This window comes from Curvivirga sp. (assembly GCF_965219885.1).
In the GTDB taxonomy this organism is placed as follows: domain Bacteria; phylum Pseudomonadota; class Alphaproteobacteria; order UBA8366; family Aestuariispiraceae; genus Curvivirga.
This window is the reverse complement of sequence record NZ_CBDCOT010000009.1, coordinates 624,830-642,795: the sequence shown is the minus strand read 5'-3', so window position 1 is coordinate 642,795 and position 17,966 is coordinate 624,830. Positions and strand designations below refer to the sequence as shown.

Annotated in this window: 16 protein-coding genes and 1 tRNA gene; 10 read left to right on the top strand and 7 right to left on the bottom strand. The window is 42.1% G+C overall.

Annotated features, from left to right (window positions below):
- Positions 1–153: 153 nt before the first annotated feature.
- Together ACOQOA_RS08440 and ACOQOA_RS08435 are read right to left on the bottom strand one after the other, a co-directional pair.
- The gene (locus ACOQOA_RS08440) at positions 154–1,563 is read right to left on the bottom strand and encodes a sensor histidine kinase (RefSeq protein WP_420548206.1); all 1,410 of its coding nucleotides are present in this window, start codon (positions 1,561–1,563) and stop codon (positions 154–156) included.
- A gap of 105 nt (positions 1,564–1,668) precedes the next feature.
- Entirely contained in the window at positions 1,669–2,400 is a 732-nt protein-coding gene (locus ACOQOA_RS08435) for a TVP38/TMEM64 family protein (protein ID WP_420548205.1), read from the bottom strand.
- A 397-nt stretch (positions 2,401–2,797) separates the two neighbouring features.
- Between ACOQOA_RS08435 and rpmH the strand changes: the two genes are divergently transcribed.
- The 5 genes from rpmH to argB all read left to right on the top strand — a co-directional run bounded on the left by rpmH (position 2,798) and on the right by argB (position 7,087).
- Complete coding sequence (gene rpmH / locus ACOQOA_RS08430) at positions 2,798–2,932, top strand: 50S ribosomal protein L34 (RefSeq protein WP_155157148.1); 135 nt, start codon at positions 2,798–2,800, stop codon at positions 2,930–2,932.
- Between the two features lie 5 nt (positions 2,933–2,937).
- A complete protein-coding gene (gene rnpA, locus ACOQOA_RS08425; protein ID WP_420548204.1) occupies positions 2,938–3,405 on the top strand; it encodes a ribonuclease P protein component in 468 nt (155 codons plus the stop codon).
- Positions 3,406–3,628: 223 nt separating this feature from the next.
- Positions 3,629–5,383: a membrane protein insertase YidC gene (yidC, locus tag ACOQOA_RS08420; RefSeq protein WP_420548203.1), complete on the top strand. Its 1,755-nt coding sequence runs from the start codon at positions 3,629–3,631 to the stop codon at positions 5,381–5,383.
- Between the two features lie 107 nt (positions 5,384–5,490).
- Complete coding sequence (gene yihA / locus ACOQOA_RS08415; RefSeq protein WP_420548202.1) at positions 5,491–6,132, top strand: ribosome biogenesis GTP-binding protein YihA/YsxC; 642 nt, start codon at positions 5,491–5,493, stop codon at positions 6,130–6,132.
- Positions 6,133–6,184: 52 nt separating this feature from the next.
- Positions 6,185–7,087, top strand: coding sequence for an acetylglutamate kinase (argB, locus tag ACOQOA_RS08410; RefSeq protein ID WP_420548201.1), 903 nt, complete (start codon positions 6,185–6,187; stop codon positions 7,085–7,087).
- A 49-nt stretch (positions 7,088–7,136) separates the two neighbouring features.
- On the opposite strand, the gene ACOQOA_RS08405 is transcribed toward argB, so the two are convergent.
- A complete protein-coding gene (locus ACOQOA_RS08405; RefSeq protein WP_420548200.1) occupies positions 7,137–8,399 on the bottom strand; it encodes a DUF2336 domain-containing protein in 1,263 nt (420 codons plus the stop codon).
- A 199-nt stretch (positions 8,400–8,598) separates the two neighbouring features.
- Between ACOQOA_RS08405 and ACOQOA_RS08400 the strand changes: the two genes are divergently transcribed.
- Positions 8,599–9,303, top strand: a complete 705-nt coding sequence (locus ACOQOA_RS08400) for a pyrimidine 5'-nucleotidase (RefSeq protein ID WP_420548199.1) — start codon at positions 8,599–8,601, stop codon at positions 9,301–9,303.
- Positions 9,304–9,434: 131 nt separating this feature from the next.
- Positions 9,435–11,237 carry a translation elongation factor 4 gene (gene lepA, locus ACOQOA_RS08395; RefSeq protein WP_420548198.1) on the top strand — a complete coding sequence of 601 codons (1,803 nt, stop codon included), beginning with the start codon at positions 9,435–9,437 and terminating at the stop codon, positions 11,235–11,237.
- Between the two features lie 21 nt (positions 11,238–11,258).
- On the opposite strand, the gene ACOQOA_RS08390 is transcribed toward lepA, so the two are convergent.
- Together ACOQOA_RS08390 and ACOQOA_RS08385 are read right to left on the bottom strand one after the other, a co-directional pair.
- Positions 11,259–11,816 carry a hypothetical protein gene (locus ACOQOA_RS08390; protein WP_420548197.1) on the bottom strand — a complete coding sequence of 186 codons (558 nt, stop codon included), beginning with the start codon at positions 11,814–11,816 and terminating at the stop codon, positions 11,259–11,261.
- Between the two features lie 4 nt (positions 11,817–11,820).
- The gene (locus ACOQOA_RS08385) at positions 11,821–12,165 is read right to left on the bottom strand and encodes a hypothetical protein (protein WP_420548196.1); all 345 of its coding nucleotides are present in this window, start codon (positions 12,163–12,165) and stop codon (positions 11,821–11,823) included.
- Between the two features lie 282 nt (positions 12,166–12,447).
- Here ACOQOA_RS08385 and ACOQOA_RS08380 point away from each other — a divergent pair.
- From ACOQOA_RS08380 to ACOQOA_RS08370, 3 genes are all read left to right on the top strand, one after another.
- Positions 12,448–12,535 (top strand) — tRNA-Ser (locus ACOQOA_RS08380).
- 166 nt (positions 12,536–12,701) lie between these two features.
- A complete protein-coding gene (locus ACOQOA_RS08375) occupies positions 12,702–14,378 on the top strand; it encodes a hypothetical protein (protein ID WP_420548195.1) in 1,677 nt (558 codons plus the stop codon).
- Between the two features lie 59 nt (positions 14,379–14,437).
- Entirely contained in the window at positions 14,438–16,972 is a 2,535-nt protein-coding gene (locus tag ACOQOA_RS08370; RefSeq protein ID WP_420548194.1) for a P-loop NTPase fold protein, read from the top strand.
- Here the strand turns inward: ACOQOA_RS08370 and ACOQOA_RS08365 are convergent.
- Both ACOQOA_RS08365 and ACOQOA_RS08360 read right to left on the bottom strand, forming a co-directional pair.
- Positions 16,953–17,117 carry a hypothetical protein gene (locus tag ACOQOA_RS08365; protein WP_420548193.1) on the bottom strand — a complete coding sequence of 55 codons (165 nt, stop codon included), beginning with the start codon at positions 17,115–17,117 and terminating at the stop codon, positions 16,953–16,955. The genes ACOQOA_RS08370 and ACOQOA_RS08365 overlap by 20 nt on opposite strands.
- Positions 17,110–17,940, bottom strand: coding sequence for a Bro-N domain-containing protein (locus tag ACOQOA_RS08360; protein WP_420548192.1), 831 nt, complete (start codon positions 17,938–17,940; stop codon positions 17,110–17,112). Before ACOQOA_RS08360 ends, ACOQOA_RS08365 begins: the two co-directional genes overlap by 8 nt.
- Between the last annotated feature and the right edge of the window lie 26 nt (positions 17,941–17,966).

Here is a 17,966-nt window from a genome sequence, read left to right as displayed (position 1 = left end):
TCTTGCCCTTTAATCCATAACGCATAGGTTGTTTCTATGCTTCGTATAATAGGAAAAATTGATTTATCTCAATATTTTCCAATCTATTAGCATATAATTTAGAAAAAAAAGGGTTTCTGCAAGCACTAGTTTAGCTATTTTGGTATTTTTTATTCAACCGTGAATATGATGTGGTAGGTGGATACGGAAGACGGTTCCCGTCTCACCAGTTTCCAGTAACCATAGGTCTCCACCATGCGCCCGTATCAATTCACGGGCAGTCACAAGGCCTAGGCCTGTACCTCCACTTCTTGCAGAGCTTTGAAATGGCTTGAATAAATTCTTTTCTGCCCTTGGTGGCAAGCCAGGACCATCATCTTCCAAATCCAACAACCAGAAGTCCTGATCTTCACCTTCCAATGTGATCCGGATAGTTTCTGCGCCTGCTTGAACTGAGTTTTGAATTAAATTAGTGATGACTCTAAAAATATGATCGCGATCAGCTTCGAGTTCTCTGTTTTGCTTAATTTCCGAAAGAATACGAATATCGCCCTTTATGCCTTCGCTAATTTCCTGAATAACGGGCGCTAAACAGAATTTCGTGACATTAATAGGAGGTGTTTCCTGACCTACGAAGTTTAAAGTCTGGCTGCAAAGATTTACAGCGCGATCAATTGCTGAAATTAAGGTTGGGGCGATCTTGCGCACTTCCTTTGGGTCATCTGATGTTTCAAGACGGTCGGAGACAACAAGAGCAGTTGAAAGAATACCGCGCAGGTCGTGATTGATTTTGGCAACGGCGGTTCCAAGAGCAGCTAAATGTTCTTTTTGCTTTAGCAAGTTATGTAAGTTTCGCTGTAAACCGGACAGTTCCTGTTGAGCTTTTCCAACTTCGTCACGACGGCTGCCAGGGATCATAATACGGCTTTCGTCTTCCGGGTTTTCTGCAAAACGCACCATATTGCTAGTAAGTTTGCGCATTGGACGCACCAAAAACCACTGCAAAGAAAGATATACTAACCCGGCTGTAATTATGGAAATGAATAAGGATAGGGCAACGATGCGCCATCCAAAGGCACGAATATCTTCTACAAGCGGATGTTGGCTCAGAATAATTTCGATCTCAGTTTTGTTATCATGAGGTGAAAAGCCAATAACTCTTATAACTTTTCCATTCTCACTAGCGAAAGTTTGAAAGGCGTCAAGAATAAGCGGGAAGAACATGGGATCCCTTAGATCGAAACTCTCATCTACATTAGGCGGCATGTCATTTAACATAGCTTGCCGCATGCCCACACGTTTTACTGCAATGCTGTTAACGCCAACATGGGTTAATAAAGTGGATTCCATTTCCTTTGAAACCATGCCATCAGGTGCTGCATCCAATGTTAAAACTGCTAAATGTGCTGCATTTAATTTTTCATGAAGCCAGTTAAGTCGGAAATTTGCAACAGAGGGAGCAAAAATTAGGAATTCAGAAAGCATCACAAAGCTAACTGTCAAAACCAACAATCGGGCAGATAGGCTTCTGAACCAATTGGTGTTTTGTGTTTTGCGATCAATTGTGCTTGGCGTATCTGACATGGATAAGGATACAACTTCTTTATGAGAATATGTTCAGAATATTCTAATTCATATTATCTTAAATACAATTCTGATTTTAAAACAAATATTCTAGTATTCTGTGAGTTACTTATTGCGGATTTTATTTATAAGCACAGGTAAAAGCGCAAGGCCTGCTAAGCCAGATAATGCAATCAAGATTTCCGGTGTGACAACGGCAGAAAGGCTGAAGGCTTCGCCTGATTCAAATACTTTCCCAAGGCCTGCGCCAAAATATGTGAATACCAAAGCCCCAGGAATGATACCTATAAATGTACCAACCACATAATTACGTAAACTAACACCTAAGAAGGCTGGGACGAGATTGACCACGAAAAACGGGAATGCAGGAACGAGGCGTAAAAATAATAGGTAGCTAAATTCATTCTTTTTAAAGCCAGCCTCCAATTTAGACATCCATGGACCAGCTTTTTCACGTAGACTGTCACCGATCGAAGATTTGGCCGCAATAAATAGGCCTGAAGCTCCTAATGTTGCTGAAAAGACGACAAGGAAGGCACCATAAAATGGCCCAAACAAGAAGCCACCTGCGACTGACATTAATGTGCCACCTGGCAAGGAAAATAGAACAACAACTACATAAGCTGCACCAAATAAAAGTGGTGCAACGATGGGATAACTTGCCACACCTTGGGTAAGAGCTTCATGATTGTCACGTAAAACATCTTCACTGATGTAATTATGCGCCCCTGTTCCAAAGAATAGAATCAGGCCAGCAGCCAATATAAACAAAGGCAAGAGTTTCTTGAGTTTGTTGATTTTGCTATTAGATGCTGTTTCTTGTGTCACGTCAGTCATACCTGTTTTTCCATAGAATGGGCTGTAATATAAACACGACTATGCAAAATTTGACTGGAAAAGGCTATACACTCTCTGGTAAACCCTTCGTGAGCGATATGTTAGGTGACTTAAGTTCGGGTGTTTCAGATAAGTTGGCTACGATCTGACCTGTAAATGAAATGAATCAGGTTTTATTTAAACGAATACCGCCTTTTTTCACCAGATGGCATTGACTTACCCGTATTTCAGCACTATACAGCGCGTTCGAAATTTTAGGTTCCGCCTAAAGTGCCATTTCGGCTGTCTTTCTTCTATTATAGAATAAAGATTACGAAAAGGGATTAGGCAGAAAACGGATGTTTTGGTTTGTTAGACATATAAGAGACTGGGACATTCCTCATTTAGGAGAGATAAAATGAAACGTACATTCCAACCAAGTAACTTGGTTCGCAAGCGTCGCCACGGTTTCCGTGCACGTAAAGCAACAGTAGGTGGTCGTAACGTATTGGCTGCGCGTCGCGCTAAAGGCCGTAAGCGTCTGTCCGCTTAAGTCAGATGTCTCACACCGTCGAGATTCTTAAGCGGCGGTCTGAGTTTCTGCGCGTGGCCAGTGCGAAACGAAGTTTTGCGACTCCGGGGCTTGTGCTTCAAGTACGTGAGACACCGAAAGGCGCAGTGGACGCACCCCACGCGACAATCCGGGTCGGGTATACTGCTAGCAAGAAAATTGGTAATGCAGTAACCCGGAACCGGGCACGCAGACGTCTAAGGTCCGTTGTGGCAGATACTTTGCCTACAATGGCGATTGCCGGATATGATTATGTGGTAATTGCACGGTTTGCTTCCCCGAAAAGACCTTATACGACTCTCTTGCGTGATATGAAACGCGCTTTGAAGCAGTTATCCCTGTTACAATCTTCCTCAGGTAAGGCTGCAAACAAAGCTGTGAAGCAAGGTGAACAGGATAAGATTTCCGGTGATACATTTCTTAATCAAGGAAAGTCATCCACCAAGACGGCATAACATCAGGCGATAAAGACGCTTTTCTTATTGATGTTCTATCAGAATTAAAGCCGATTTCCTCTCTTTCGCATCATGTCGACTTAAAATCTTAAAAAAATCACCTTATATGATGAATTTGGACTCGTCATATAGGCAGTCAATGTGTATCAGTTGATGGCCTGTTGTTGGGCTAGGTTTCAATTGTCGTTATTTTACGACGCAAACGTGACTATCCGGGGTTTCCATGGAAAACAAAAATCTGATCCTTGCAGTGGTCTTGTCTTTGGCAATTTTACTGGGCTGGAATTTTCTTTACGAACAACCACGTCTTCAGGAAGCAGCTGATGCTGCCAATGCCGAAGTTGTAAATGCTGATGGAACGCCCGTTCCAGCAAACCCGACCGCCAATGCAGAAATGCCGACACCCGCAGGCGAAGAAATTCAATTCAATATTGATCGCCCACGCAGCGCCATCTTGAAAGATGTGCCGCGCTTGGCAATTAAAACAGATCGCTTAGAAGGTAGCCTAAGTTTAAAGGGCGCGCGTATCGATGATTTGATCCTGACAGATTATCGTGAAACGCTGGACCCAGATAGCGCGAAAATCCAGCTCTTCCAACCAACAGGTTCTCATAATGCCTATTATGCTGAATTTGGCTGGTGGGTTGAAAAAGGTATCGCAGCACCAAACAAGGACACAATCTGGTCTGCTGATGCGAATGTCTTGGGTATTGATACACCAGTGACATTAAGCTGGAATAACGGTCAAGGATTGACATTCCAACAAGTGATTACATTGGATAAAGATTATTTATTCACTGTGACACAGAAGGTTGTGAATGAAAGCGGCCAGAATGTTTCTGTTGCGTCTTACGGTATTATTTCCCGTAACAAGACACCGGAAACAACGGATTTCTATATCCTGCATGAAGGTATGTCCGGCGTGTTTAACGAAACCCTGGAAGAGCTTTCTTATGGGGATATTCAGGATGATAAACAAATTCAGGAAACAACAACAGGTGGCTGGTTAGGTATCACAGACAAATATTGGATGTCTGCATTGGTGCCGGATCAATCGGTTGAAGTTGCGACACGCTTTAAAGCAACACCTGCAAATAATGACTATCGGTATCAAGCAGATTTCTTGAACCCGCAAATAGTTGTGGGGGCTGGACAAACTGTTGAAACGACATCTCGTCTTTTTGCTGGTGCGAAACAAACAACCTTATTTGATCAATATAGCGAAGAATTCGGAATCTTGAATTTCGATTTGGCTATTGATTTTGGTTGGTTCTACTTCCTGACAAAACCAATCTTCTATGCAATTCATTGGTTATACGGGATTTTGGGTAACTTTGGTGTGGCAATTTTGGTGCTGACATTAGGTATCAAATTGTTGCTCTTCCCATTGGCGAATAAATCCTATCAATCCATGTCTAAAATGAAGTTGTTGCAGCCAAAGATCCAACAGATCAGAGAGCGTGCTGGCGATGATCGTCAAAAGATGCAACAGGAAATGATGGGGTTGTATAAGAAAGAAAAAGTAAATCCAATGGCGGGTTGCTTACCGATCTTGGTACAAATTCCGATCTTCTTTGCGTTATATAAAGTATTGTTCATCACCATTGAGATGCGCCATGCACCATTCTTTGGTTGGATTCACGATCTGTCTGCACCGGACCCGCTTACTATTTTGACAGGTTTTGGCTTATTTGATTGGCAAGTACCAGCCGCATTGGCGATGATCAATATCGGTATCTGGCCGATCATCATGGGTGTTACCATGTATTTACAACAGAAGTTGAACCCAGCACCTGCTGATCCAGTACAAGCTAAAATCTTTATGTTTATGCCAATTTTCTTCACATTCCTATTGGGTACATTCCCGGCCGGTCTTGTGATCTATTGGGCATGGAACAACAGCTTGTCCATTTTACAGCAATGGGTGATCATGAAACGGATGGGTGTTGCCATTGGCGGTGGCAAGGCTGAAACCTGATCTAATAAAAATATGTGAAAGAGCCGCGTCTGAAAAAGATGCGGCTTTTTTATGCGAATTGGCTTAGGCTAATTGCAATCTATTTAACTGAAAGATGAAAAGACGTTATGGCTTTTGAATTCAGCGACGAAGAAATTGAAGAAGGTCGCAAATTTTTTGCACAATCCTGTGAGTTTCAACTTGGTGTGACCAAATTGGCAGCTTTGCCAACAGATGGTATTCCGGAAGTCGCATTTGCAGGACGTTCCAATGTCGGTAAGTCCAGTCTTGTGAATGCGTTAACAGGACGTAACACTTTGGCACGTACATCAAATACCCCGGGACGTACGAAGGAGTTAAACTTCTTCTTGCTTGGTGGTCGTTTGATGATGGTGGATTTACCCGGGCATGGATATGCGAAGGTATCTCGATCCGAAGTTCAGGCATGGACACGACTGGTGCGTGATTATTTGCGTGGGCGTGTAGAGCTAAAGCGTCTTTGCTTATTAGTCGACTCGCGTCATGGTTTGAAAGACCCAGATCGTGAGTTAATGGATATGCTGGATATTGCTGGTGTGGCTTATCAGGTGATTTTGACCAAGTCGGACAAGGTAAAACAATCCATGTTGGAAGAAACAGCGAATAAGGTACGTAAAGAGATTAAAACACGTGCCGCTGCCCATCCAGAGATATTTATTACCAGTTCCCGTAAAGGGTATGGCATTGGCGAGTTACGCGCCTTATTGACCGATATGGCACAGCCTGTATAAATTCTTTAAAAGAAACAATCTTAGATTAAAATTTAAACGAAGAGTAAAACCCATGGATAAGACAAAACGTCGTTTGGAATGGCTGGAAAAAGCAGGACTTTTAGCAGAAGCGCTTCCATATATGCGACGTTACACCGGCAAGAATATTGTGGTGAAATACGGTGGTCACGCCATGGGAAGCGAAGAATTATCTCGTAAATTTGCCCGTGATATCGTGATTTTGAAGCAGGTTGGCGTCAACCCAATCGTGGTGCATGGTGGTGGGCCGCAAATTGGGGCGATGCTAAAGAAAATCCATAAACAAAGTGAATTTGTTGATGGTCATCGTGTCACAGATGCAGAAACTGTTGAAATTGCCGAAATGGTTTTATGTGGTAATATCAATAAGTCTATTGTTGCCAATCTACAAAATGAAGGTGGTCGTGCAGTCGGGCTATCCGGTAAAGATGGCAGTCTAATTCGTGCTAAAAAACTTGAGCGTACTGTGGTTGACCCGGATTCTCATATTGAAAAAGTGATTGATCTTGGTTTTGTGGGGGAACCAACTGAGGTTGATCCTTCTATCATCAATGTATTGATGGAATCTGAATTTATTCCGGTTGTTGCACCAATTGGTATTGGGGAAGAAGGGCGAACCTATAATATTAATGCGGATACAGCTGCTGGTGCAGTGGCTGGTGGTACCAATGCTCGCCGCTTATTGTTGTTAACGGACGTGCCAGGTGTCTTAGATAAAAATGGTGAGTTGATACGTGAGCTTACTGTTTCTCAAGCAAGAGACTTGATTAAGGATGGCACCATCCATGGCGGCATGATCCCAAAAATCGAAACGTGTTTCCATGCCATCGAAAAAGGGGCAGATGCAGCCGTTATTCTAGATGGGCGTGTGGCTCATGTGATCTTGCTGGAAATGTTCACCGAAATGGGTGCAGGGACTTTGATTACTGCGGATTAATGCAGTTAAGAAAGTGAAATATAAGAGCGAGAGATTATCTCGCTCTTTTTTAATTAAGATCATTGAAAACTTCGAGAAGCTCGTCTTTGCTCATGCTATATTCACCGTCTTCGGTTGGTTTGATCACCAAAGACGTTGGTAGTTTTGCGATTTGAATTTGAATTTGCCGTGCACTATGGGCAGATATCCCAGCTTTATAGCATAACGCACAAATGCGTTTTGGACGTGGTTGGGTTAAGGTTTTGGCAACAATATTTGCTTCGATATCAGACATGACTGCGATACCAGCAAATAACTTATCTCTATAGCCATTATCTAAACAATCGTCGACGAAATCCTGATTAAGGTTACCACTGGCTTTTAACGCAGTGATTTCAGCATCAATATCATCGCTGCCTTCCCAATCTTCGCCGGGAAGGTTGGCTTTTTCTTCCGCTTCTTTTGCGATCCGGTTTTCCATGGACTGGGTGAGTTGAACGAGCAAGTCATCATCCAAATCGGTCCGTTCTTGTAATTCATGTAAAAGCTGCATGGCAACGAAATCGGTAAGGCGAGTAACGGTTTTGGCAGATAATTTTGGACGTTGTACAAGAGGCCCATGCCATCCTTCATGCTTGGGCGCCTCTTCTAAAATCTTGTCCATTGAATCATCGCAAATTTGGGAAGTTTTATTTTCTAACAAGTGAAAAATTGCTTCTACATCACCGCTTTTAACGATAGCCCCGCAGATTTCTTCACTCACGCCATCACGTTTGGAAATCGCACTGATGACACCCTTTAAAGGATGTGTGTTGATAATATCCAGCAAATCCTGATCGGCTAAAACGGGTGAAAACTGCAATACGGGTTCCGAAACGGTGAGGGCGCTGTCTTTTGCTAAAAGCTTCACAACCTCATTAGGGACATTTGGTAAATCTTTGACCATATCAGCTAGCATGCTACGAACATGTTCGACTTCGTCTTGTGCCAGTTGAGTTAAGATATCTGATGTCACCGATAGAACCAGTTCTTTTGCTTCCAACGGAAGGTCTGGCAAGATACGTCCAATCTTATTGGCGAGTTGATGACGCACTTGAGGGTCATTGTCTTTTGCCAGAATAAGATCAGCTTTGCGTGGGGTATTATCATTAAACGCAATTGCGCGTCTCACTGACGGTTCTTTATCTTCTGCTAGAAAATACAAGATTTCTTCAGGCGTATTTGGATGATGTGCCAACGCCTGGCGCACAGCCGTATCCGGATCCACCATTAATAAGCGGGCTTCTTCATAAGACAGATCGTCTGGTACTTTGGGATGTGTATATATGTTCATTATTATTTTCTTATATCAACAGTTTACAACGTTAAACAGAATATCCCTTCTTTTCTTATTTGCAAATCTCTTTCCTAATCCTAACCGTATAAATTTAAAATTTAGCGACAATATGATCTTTCTCTTGCTGTTCGGGATTGAAAAAGGCAAAACATTTGAAGAGATAAGAATGTTCAGGATTTAAGATAAGGATAGGCTGATGCAAGAAATCACACATGACAAAGAAAGCTGGTTGGCATTATTAGCGTCTGAAACATGGATTTTTGACTTGGATAATACGCTTTATCCTGAAAAGTGTAATCTATTTGCCCAGATTGATAAGAAGATGGGACATTTCATTAGCCAAACTTTGGATTTGGAACATGATGAGGCCAAAGCCGTTCAGAAGAAGTATTTCCTAGAACATGGTACGACGCTAAATGGCCTAATGACCAATCACGGTGTCGAACCAAAAGATTTCTTGGACTTTGTTCATGATATTGATTATTCCCCGGTCTTACGTGATGAGACAATTGATAAGGCATTGGCTGAACTGCCGGGGCGCAAGTTGATTTTTACCAATGGTACTGTGAAACATGCAGAAGCAACTTTGGCACAGTTAGGTATTGCACATCATTTCGATGATATCTTTGATATTATAGCATCTGATTACATACCAAAACCGAATGCGGCCCCTTATGATAAAATGATCAAGCAGTTTGATATTGATCCTACCAAAGCTGTGATGGTTGAAGATATGGCAAAAAACTTGAAATATCCTGCTGAAGTAGGGATGCGTACAGTTTGGGTGAAAACAACAGCGGATTGGTCTTCCATGGGGTCGGAAGGTGGACATATTCACCATATGACCAATGACTTGTCTGGTTGGATGCATCGGTTGGTTAATCATGAATATGATCTTTAATTCATATCTCAATAACTGAATAAAAGAATAGATTGAAAAAGCGGGTGTTTCGGCCTATTGTCGCGCCCGCAAAGCAGCATTAACACTGCTATAGCAGATTTTTAATTTCATTTAAGTTTTGAGTTCGCCAGATGACGGATCTAAGTAAAATTCGCAACTTCTCCATCGTTGCTCATATTGACCATGGTAAATCTACGCTTGCCGATCGTTTGATCCAGTATTGTGGTGGTTTGACAGAACGTGAAATGACGGAACAAGTTCTCGACAATATGGAGATCGAGAAAGAGCGCGGCATTACCATTAAGGCGCAAACTGTTCGTTTGGAATATAAAGCCAAAGATGGTGAAACTTATATCTTGAACTTGATGGATACGCCGGGCCATGTGGATTTCGCCTATGAAGTTTCCCGTTCTTTGGCGGCCTGTGAAGGTGCGTTATTGGTTGTTGATGCTTCTCAAGGGGTAGAAGCGCAAACTTTGGCTAACGTATATTTGGCAATGGATGGTGATCTTGATCTCGTCCCTGTGTTGAACAAGATTGATTTACCTGCAGCTGATCCAGATCGTATTCGCCAACAGATTGAAGATGTGATTGGCATTGAAGCTGATGGTGCGTTGGAGGTATCTGCGAAATCTGGCATTGGTATCGAAGAAACATTGGATGCGATCGTCGAACAGTTGCCTCCGCCGGGTGGAGAACGTGACAGTGAATTAAAAGCGATGCTGGTTGATAGTTGGTATGACCAATATCTTGGCGTTGTGATTTTGGTCCGTGTTGTAGATGGTGTTTTACAAAAAGGTCAAAAGATCCGGATGATGTCCACTGGGGCAACACATGAGATTGACCGTGTTGGTATTTTTACGCCAAAACATGAAACCGTAAAAGAGCTTGGCCCGGGTGAAATGGGTTTTATTACAGCTTCCATTAAATCCGTCTCTGATTGTCAGGTGGGTGATACCATCACGTTGGATCGCAAACCTGCAACAGAAGCTCTGCCGGGCTTTAAGCCATCTGTACCAGTTGTATTCTGTGGCCTTTTCCCAGTTGATGCATCGGATTTTGAAACATTGCGTGAAAGCCTAGGTAAACTTGCCTTGAATGATGCCAGCTTCCATTTTGAGATGGAAAGCTCTGCTGCACTTGGTTTTGGTTTCCGTTGTGGTTTCCTAGGTCTACTTCATCTTGAGATTATTCAAGAACGCCTGAACCGTGAATTTGATCTGGATTTGATTTCAACAGCGCCATCTGTGGTTTATAAAATTCATATGAATGACGGCAGTTTGCTGGAGCTCCATAACCCGGCTGATTATCCGGATGTTGTGAAAATTGACTCTATTGAAGAGCCATGGATTAAAGCAACAATCATGGTGCCTGATGAGTATTTGGGCCCAGTGCTGACACTTTGTACGGAACGCCGTGGTGAACAGTTAGATCTCACTTATGTGGGTGGTCGTGCGATGGTGGTTTATAAATTGCCGTTGAACGAAGTAGTCTTTGATTTCTATGATCGCCTGAAATCCATTACCAGTGGTTATGCGTCCTTCGATTATGAGATGGTTGGCTATGAATCTGGTGATCTGGTTAAAGTACAAATTATGATCAATGGTGATCCAGTTGACGCTTTGTCTATGTTGGTTCATCGATCCCAAGCAGAGTTCCGTGGTCGTGCCATTTGTGCGCGGTTGAAGGATTTGGTCCCACGTCAATTGTTCAAGGTGGCAATTCAGGCGGCGATTGGTGGCAAGATCATCGCACGAGAGACATTATCTGCGATGCGTAAAGATGTGACCGCGAAATGTTATGGTGGTGATGTGTCACGTAAACGTAAACTTCTTGAGAAACAAAAAGAAGGTAAAAAACGTATGCGTCAATTCGGTAAAGTGGATATTCCACAATCCGCTTTCCTTGAAGCTTTAAAAATGGGTGATAACTAATTCAGGAGATTACCCATTTCCTCATTTGTCTGATGCAATTGTTGCTGGCGCGCTGAGATATTCTTCCCGACTAAGTTTATGCACATAACATGCGGTCATAAACATAGTCGGGTTTTTAAAATCTTCACTACGATGGGCTTTATTCATCGGAAAATCCATATAGGCAACTTTACGGTGGGTTTGTCCTATCCAGTCTAAACTTCCGATGGCATAGCCTAGTTTCCTATTGGCCCGAATTGCTTCTAAATATGGTTTATCAAGCTCGTAATAAAAGCCACCTTCTTCGCCAGGATAGCTTTTTTTACCTGTCAGATCTTCATTGATAATATTGGCAATTTCACTGCCAAATATACGATAGGTGATTTCAAATGGTTCCCATTGGGTTTCTGAAATGATGAGCATGCCATGCCATCCAACAAAGTCAGTGAAGTCAAAATCTTTCCAGCAGGGAAATAAATTATCTTCGCCGCGTTTTTTTGCCCATAATTGATAGATGCTTTCAAATTCAGCGGGCGGATGATCCGTGTCTGGATCAATCAGGTAATAAGTTGATAGAGGATCACTTAAAATTTTTTCCATTAATCTAATGGATGCCTTTATTTTTGTTTCGATGATGCAGGCTACGTGGTTTTTTAAACAGGCCGATCATAATGCCACCGATAAGGAAGAGGGCGATAAAGACCCGTATAATTGCATCCCAGGCTGGTAAGGTCAGGATGGAGTTTTGGAAAAATGTCCAGAACCAGCTCGCATGGAGGTAGCGTTCAACGATGACCTGCGCATATTGCAGGCTTGGTTGATGCATTTGATACCAGATTTGACCTGCAGCTTTATTAATATCTTCGCCACTTAACCAAATATAGAGCCCAATCCCAAGAAGGATAAGTGCTGATAAGATGCATAATTTCCCAAACCAGCGAAAAAGCATGGTTTTTAGTCTCCCCAGACATATCTTATGTAATATGGCTCAAACCAAGGCGAAATATAGAATTTTCACTCTTAAGAAAACTCTAAAGTCATGTAATTCTACCCTTTTATCAGATTCTCTTATTATATGGGGTAAAAAAAATGAAGTTTTTTTAAAAAATTTACATTTTTCTTGAAAACAGCCCTTGCAAGACAGTGGGGATTTGGTTAGTTTCCGCTCGCTCCACATGGTTGGGGCCGCAAGTTGATAGGCAATCCCATGCATTCCTTGCGATACAGATTAGGAGCGATGGCCGAGCGGCTTAAGGCGCACGCCTGGAAAGCGTGTTGGGGGCAACCCCTCGGGGGTTCGAATCCCCCTCGCTCCGCCAGATCTAGTAAATCTTATATTTTCATTTAAAATCAAATATTTAAGAGAGTGTGATTTTTATAAAACCACACACGTTTACCACATACGTTTTTTCTTCACGAATCGTATAAAGTCATTAGGCTGTACATAATTATGAACTGTCAGAACTTAGCGGGGAAGGTGAGCTAATGGTTTTTGATGAAAAGACGCTTTTGAGTTTGAATGAAGCTCCTGTTGATAAGGAAGAATTCAATGAATGGCTATGGCAAAAAGACGTTATACCTAATCTGAAGAAGTCGTTATCCGGTGAAGAAGTGATCTTATATGCTGGCTTTGGTTACTATTATACACATACAGTACTAGTACCCGAGGATTTATTAAACCCACCGGATTTTGATGATCTTATGCGGTGGCATTTCAACCCATACGAATCATGGGACTTGTGGCAGCATATGGGGGATGAAGATTGTCATCTTGAAGACCCAATGAGCAGGCAAGGTGAAACATTACCGCATGGAGAGCAATTAGTTTTCTTGAGGACATTTGAAGGAGTGCCTGACCTTGGTAATTATGTCGAACTGTCGCAGCGATTTATGCATGTTATGGGGTTGCATTACATAAAGGCAAGGCAGGCTTGGTGTTCTCTGGACGATAATGGTGATCTGAAGGACATCGTGAAAGTTGTTCAGATTCGAGGCGAAGACGATTTTGAAAGCGGTATGGCAGTTATTTGTGATAGCCACGTTATACGTAAATATGCAGAAATCACGGGTTCATCTTTAGTAACCATGTTTGATCTAACTCGCTGTGAGAATCCTTACCTGATTGAGCACGGAGTAGAGGAGGTCTCATATTGTGGAATCGATAGGAGTTTCGTTACACGTTTTACAATACGTCCAACTAACTGTAGTGCAAGTCGTGGTGTGATTGTTACCAAGCTACAGGAAATGCATTTTAGTAATGATGATAATGGTACAAAGGAATACGCTTCTTTTATTGCACGTGACCTTCGTCGTAACGAGATTAAGGAGATTTCATGTGCGCCGGATAGTATTGTAAATTACTTTACTGAGAGTACGTTGCCTTATGAAATGTCCCCAGCTTTCTTTAATCCTGAGGTCTTGCTGAAATACAAGAATGACTCTGAGAAATACAGGCTTGAAGATAGAAGCATACATTGTAGAGGCGGTTGGTTCATTCAATCATATGATATAAATGAGCATGGGCAAGTACATGTGTACCTCATTGATTTACAACGCTTACCATACGCAGAGCAGCTTTACTGGAAGTCATTCAACGAGAAACCAAAGGGTGGGATTTCTGAGAGAGCGTTTGCCACAGATTTTGAAGGTAAATTTTTTACATCATACTGTCCGCTGGTGGATATTAAGAACATCCTTAAACAGTTTGAAAAGTCCGATCTTGGTTGGTGGAAATGTAGAGATGAATCCTTGTATCAATCAGTACGTTATCCTGTAACTGCTTCTATAAAGGAGTGGTCTAATGAATTACTGAATTTATGCCAACTTATTGTGGATGGGATTGATAAAAAGTGGTTGAAGAAACAGCTGAAGAATCTTGATCATGAGTATGATCCATCTTTTGGGTCTATTGGCATGACAACGGAATTGCTAAATGCTTATGGAATGGATCAAGAAGATGCTCGTGAAACTACTAGGCCAATAGCAAAATTACAGCGATTAAGATCAACTCATAAAGGCCACGCAAATGAGAAGGATGCAGACAAAGAACGAAAACAAATACTTGAGAACTATGGAGATTTGTCTACACATTTCAGAGAAGTCAGCATGGAGTGTGAAGAGGCCTTGAGTAGTATTTTTGAGCTTTTTAGTTACCGTAAATGATTATTGCACTTTCTGAGAGATTCGTATCTATTAAATCAACTCGGTGATTGGATATGTGAATGGGGAAGATGTCAGATATCACGAATGTTAAGCGATACACTATTGTTCCTGACGTGCCGAATAGTGAAGATCGATTTGACGGCGTTCATGGGAATGTTGCAGACACGATTGTTGATTTAGTCCAGAACCCTTCTCAATCGGGTATTTCAATCGGTATTGATGGTGCTAGAGGGAGTGGTAAATCTAGTGTGATCAAAATGATCGCCAAGAAGTTAAATGTGACCGCTGACAATAGTCCTTACAACCTAGTTACAATTGATACATGGTCGCATAGCGGTGACCATTTAAGACGTGCTTGTCTAGAGAAGCTGGCAGACTCATTGTTGCGCAAAGGTTGGACTAAAAATATCAATTGGAATTTGGATAGTTTACAACGTGATCGTAGTAATTCTATTCCTGCTTTCTCAAAAATAATAGCACTTATAGTTGTATTGATTTTTGTCTGGCTTCTTTTCCCTGAGGATATCCAGAGAGATGTATTAAAAGATATAAATGCCTATATTGATATCAAGTTTCCAGTATTACAGTGGATGGGTTTCGCTATTGGTATCATAGGCTTTTTGATTTGGGTGTTTCTGTATCCGCCTTTTGTACCTAAGTTAATCCAAGCACTTTCAGGTAATGTGTCCGAGTTTGACATCAGGGAAGCTGTAGAAGAAGCTGAGCACAGTTCATGGCGTTTTCAACAGTGGTTTTATCAACTGCTTAAACAATCGCTAGATGCTCCAGAACGAAAACTTATCATTGTATTTGATAATCTGGACAGACTTGAGAATACAGAAGCTTTAGAGGTGTGGAAGACTTTACAAATCTTCTTTGAGAGATTCTACAACCCAGATGAAGAGCAAAATTTCCTGAAGAATGTGTTTTTCATAAGTTGCTATGATAGTAGCCAACTAGAGCAACAGTCATTAGGTCATTTTGAGAAACTTTTTCATACCCGTTTTGCTATTTCGCCATTGTTGATCAGCTCTTGGAAACCTTTCTTCATAGAAACACTTGCTGAATGCGGCTTCGATAGTAAAGAGCAGGAATTGGTAATGGATGCACTTCTTCAAATAGAAGCAGAAAATCTGCCAAAACCACGTAAGTTAGTAAGATGTGCAAATGAACTAGCTACATTGAAGATGCAAAATCCTGCTGAATCTCTGGAAGTTCTGCTGTGTTACTGGTATGAGCTGAATAACAACTACTTAGAAGCTACGGATGAGTTTCTCTCTAGCACTAAGGCTGGGTCAAAAGAAATAATTAGAACTGAGTTTTTAGAACGACTTCGGAACGGCAACTTTAAGATCAACTCATGGCAGATTCTTGGATTAAATTCTAATGTGGCTGCAGAACGTTATGCACAGGTTTATTTTGGATTACCTAGGCTTCAGGCATTACAGGCCGTTCTACATGGACCAATCTCAGATGCCTTGCGCCAAGGCAATTATAAACGACTAATCCACCTTGAGCAAAATGCAGTAGGATATATTGATGTCCTTCATTTGGAAGTTAATCGTTTCATACAAAGAAAGCCCATGTTTAGTGGGTTGGAGAAAGCTATAGTTGCTTTATTCAATGATGAAAGCCCGCGTTCTCACGCCGCCTGTGCGAAGATGCTAATTGAGGGGTTAGGTTTAATGTCCCTTGATTTGAGAGCGAACGCGCAACTCGCGGTGGATTATGCTATGAGTTGTAGCCTATTGTTGAATTGGGTTGAAGATAATCCGCTTCTAAGAAAAAAACTCTTGAGACATCTGTCGCTTTTTAAACATGAGGAAGAGGCAGAACACTTATCTTCGAATTTAGACTCTTGGATTAAGTTTTACTCTACTTTGTGCTCTTTAGTGTCGGACGATGATTGGGCGCTATGTGCGCCATCTGTAAAATCAAATACAGGTTATTTTGATGAGCTGATTTCTACACTCGTTGAGGACAAAAGGGATCAATTATCTGCTGAAAAGATAAAGTTCATTAGCGGATTAAAGGTTGTTGGTCTTGGGCTTAACTTGAACCCGTTGAAAGTGTCAGATGTCGATAGTTACTTACTCTGGTGGAGATTCTTTAGGCAGGAACTGAGCTTTCCTGAAGTAGAGATGTTCTTGGATAATTATTTTATTCATGAAGACGACTTATGTGGGATGCTGCCGCTAATGGTCGCGCCAAGTAATTTGAAAGGAAGTTTTAAAGAAGAATGGGAAGGGTATTTTTCTGAAGAGCTTTGTTCAAGATTGCTTCCAAGATATAATCCAAGAAAGTTGCTGCCGCCGCCTGACAGTATAGGTACTTTTTATATAGCAATGATTTTGATGCTAAAGTATCAACCTGACACGATTTGTTGGGTGGCAAACAATTTATCCGATATAAAGCATTGGAATAAGTATACAATCAGAATCCCAAGTCTTGAGGTTGATGAACAACCTGCGTTGGACATTGTAGAGATTCTTGAATGTATTAAACCAACGACTACTCAGGAAGAAAATGCTTTATCCTATTTGAAAACATTGCCGTGGTCTGTGAAAGAAGAATTTATATCTGGAGACTGGTAACGTCACCTTCTGTAGGGTCTGCATGGAGTGTCCATAGGTCCACCCCAGTTTCCTCATCAGCACCCCAGTTAATCGCTGTTTCCAAACGTACTGCCACCTGAAAGGCCAGAATGTCCCCATCAAGTAAGATTGTACGTTTAGCCATGTTTACTCTCCAGTCCTACAGTTAGGAACTTAGGGACGTGGTTGTAGTATGCGTCAGGTTGTTCAAAACCTTTCTTCAGGATCAACTCTCCTTCGTTCCAGTGATGGACAATCCGTTCACGTCCTGTGTCAGTCGCAAAGATTTCGATTGTGCCGTACTCTTCGTTTCGTTTCTCAGAGAACAGCTTGTCGAGATACTGGGAATAGACACGATAGACACCTGCTTTATTGTACAGGTATCCCAGTTTCATTAGGGATTGCTTCATCTTGTTTGAGTTCACACCGTCCAAGGTCCGCGCAAAGCGACCTACAGAGATGTTGTTAAGTGGCGCATAGTGGGCGTCCAGAATGTCAGACTTCTTGCCTAAGCGTTCAGTCTCCTTCAGGAGCCGTTCACGTTCTTCTTCAGAGTCTGCTAGTTTGATTAGGGTCTCTGCATGTTGACGCATGGCCTGTGCAAAGTTGGCTGGGAGTGGGATAGTCTCACCCTCTTCCATCTCATACTTACCTGTACGTCGGATTGAAGGTAGAACTTCACGGGTCACCCAGTCTTGGAAGGGACGTGCAGCTGGTTTATCACAACGCATCAAAATGCGGTACATGCCCGATTCAGATACGCTGATTGCTGGTCGTCCTTTTCCTAAGACGGTCTTAGATTTATCCTCTTCATAAACACGCTGTGCAACCTCCGTAGGGTTCTTAAGTCCCAACGCAGCACACACGTCCTTCAGGACAAACCAAGGTTTCCCTTCGATGTCCACAACGCGCACGTCTTGGTTCACCGTGACGTCATCCACCACGGCGTTAAAGTTAAAATTTTTCATTTGATTTTGTTTCTCTTTGTTAAGAG

Bases quoted from the DNA above. Each gene is read 5' to 3' on its own strand.
- ACOQOA_RS08440 (WP_420548206.1), bottom strand. From the start codon at position 1,563: ATGTCAGATACGCCAAGCACAATTGATCGCAAAACACAAAACACCAAT.
- ACOQOA_RS08435 (WP_420548205.1), bottom strand. From the start codon at position 2,400: ATGACTGACGTGACACAAGAAACAGCATCTAATAGCAAAATCAACAAA.
- rpmH (WP_155157148.1), top strand. From the start codon at position 2,798: ATGAAACGTACATTCCAACCAAGTAACTTGGTTCGCAAGCGTCGCCAC.
- rnpA (WP_420548204.1), top strand. From the start codon at position 2,938: ATGTCTCACACCGTCGAGATTCTTAAGCGGCGGTCTGAGTTTCTGCGC.
- yidC (WP_420548203.1), top strand. From the start codon at position 3,629: ATGGAAAACAAAAATCTGATCCTTGCAGTGGTCTTGTCTTTGGCAATT.
- yihA (WP_420548202.1), top strand. From the start codon at position 5,491: ATGGCTTTTGAATTCAGCGACGAAGAAATTGAAGAAGGTCGCAAATTT.
- argB (WP_420548201.1), top strand. From the start codon at position 6,185: ATGGATAAGACAAAACGTCGTTTGGAATGGCTGGAAAAAGCAGGACTT.
- ACOQOA_RS08405 (WP_420548200.1), bottom strand. From the start codon at position 8,399: ATGAACATATATACACATCCCAAAGTACCAGACGATCTGTCTTATGAA.
- ACOQOA_RS08400 (WP_420548199.1), top strand. From the start codon at position 8,599: ATGCAAGAAATCACACATGACAAAGAAAGCTGGTTGGCATTATTAGCG.
- lepA (WP_420548198.1), top strand. From the start codon at position 9,435: ATGACGGATCTAAGTAAAATTCGCAACTTCTCCATCGTTGCTCATATT.
- ACOQOA_RS08390 (WP_420548197.1), bottom strand. From the start codon at position 11,816: ATGGAAAAAATTTTAAGTGATCCTCTATCAACTTATTACCTGATTGAT.
- ACOQOA_RS08385 (WP_420548196.1), bottom strand. From the start codon at position 12,165: ATGCTTTTTCGCTGGTTTGGGAAATTATGCATCTTATCAGCACTTATC.
- ACOQOA_RS08375 (WP_420548195.1), top strand. From the start codon at position 12,702: ATGGTTTTTGATGAAAAGACGCTTTTGAGTTTGAATGAAGCTCCTGTT.
- ACOQOA_RS08370 (WP_420548194.1), top strand. From the start codon at position 14,438: ATGGGGAAGATGTCAGATATCACGAATGTTAAGCGATACACTATTGTT.
- ACOQOA_RS08365 (WP_420548193.1), bottom strand. From the start codon at position 17,117: ATGGCTAAACGTACAATCTTACTTGATGGGGACATTCTGGCCTTTCAG.
- ACOQOA_RS08360 (WP_420548192.1), bottom strand. From the start codon at position 17,940: ATGAAAAATTTTAACTTTAACGCCGTGGTGGATGACGTCACGGTGAAC.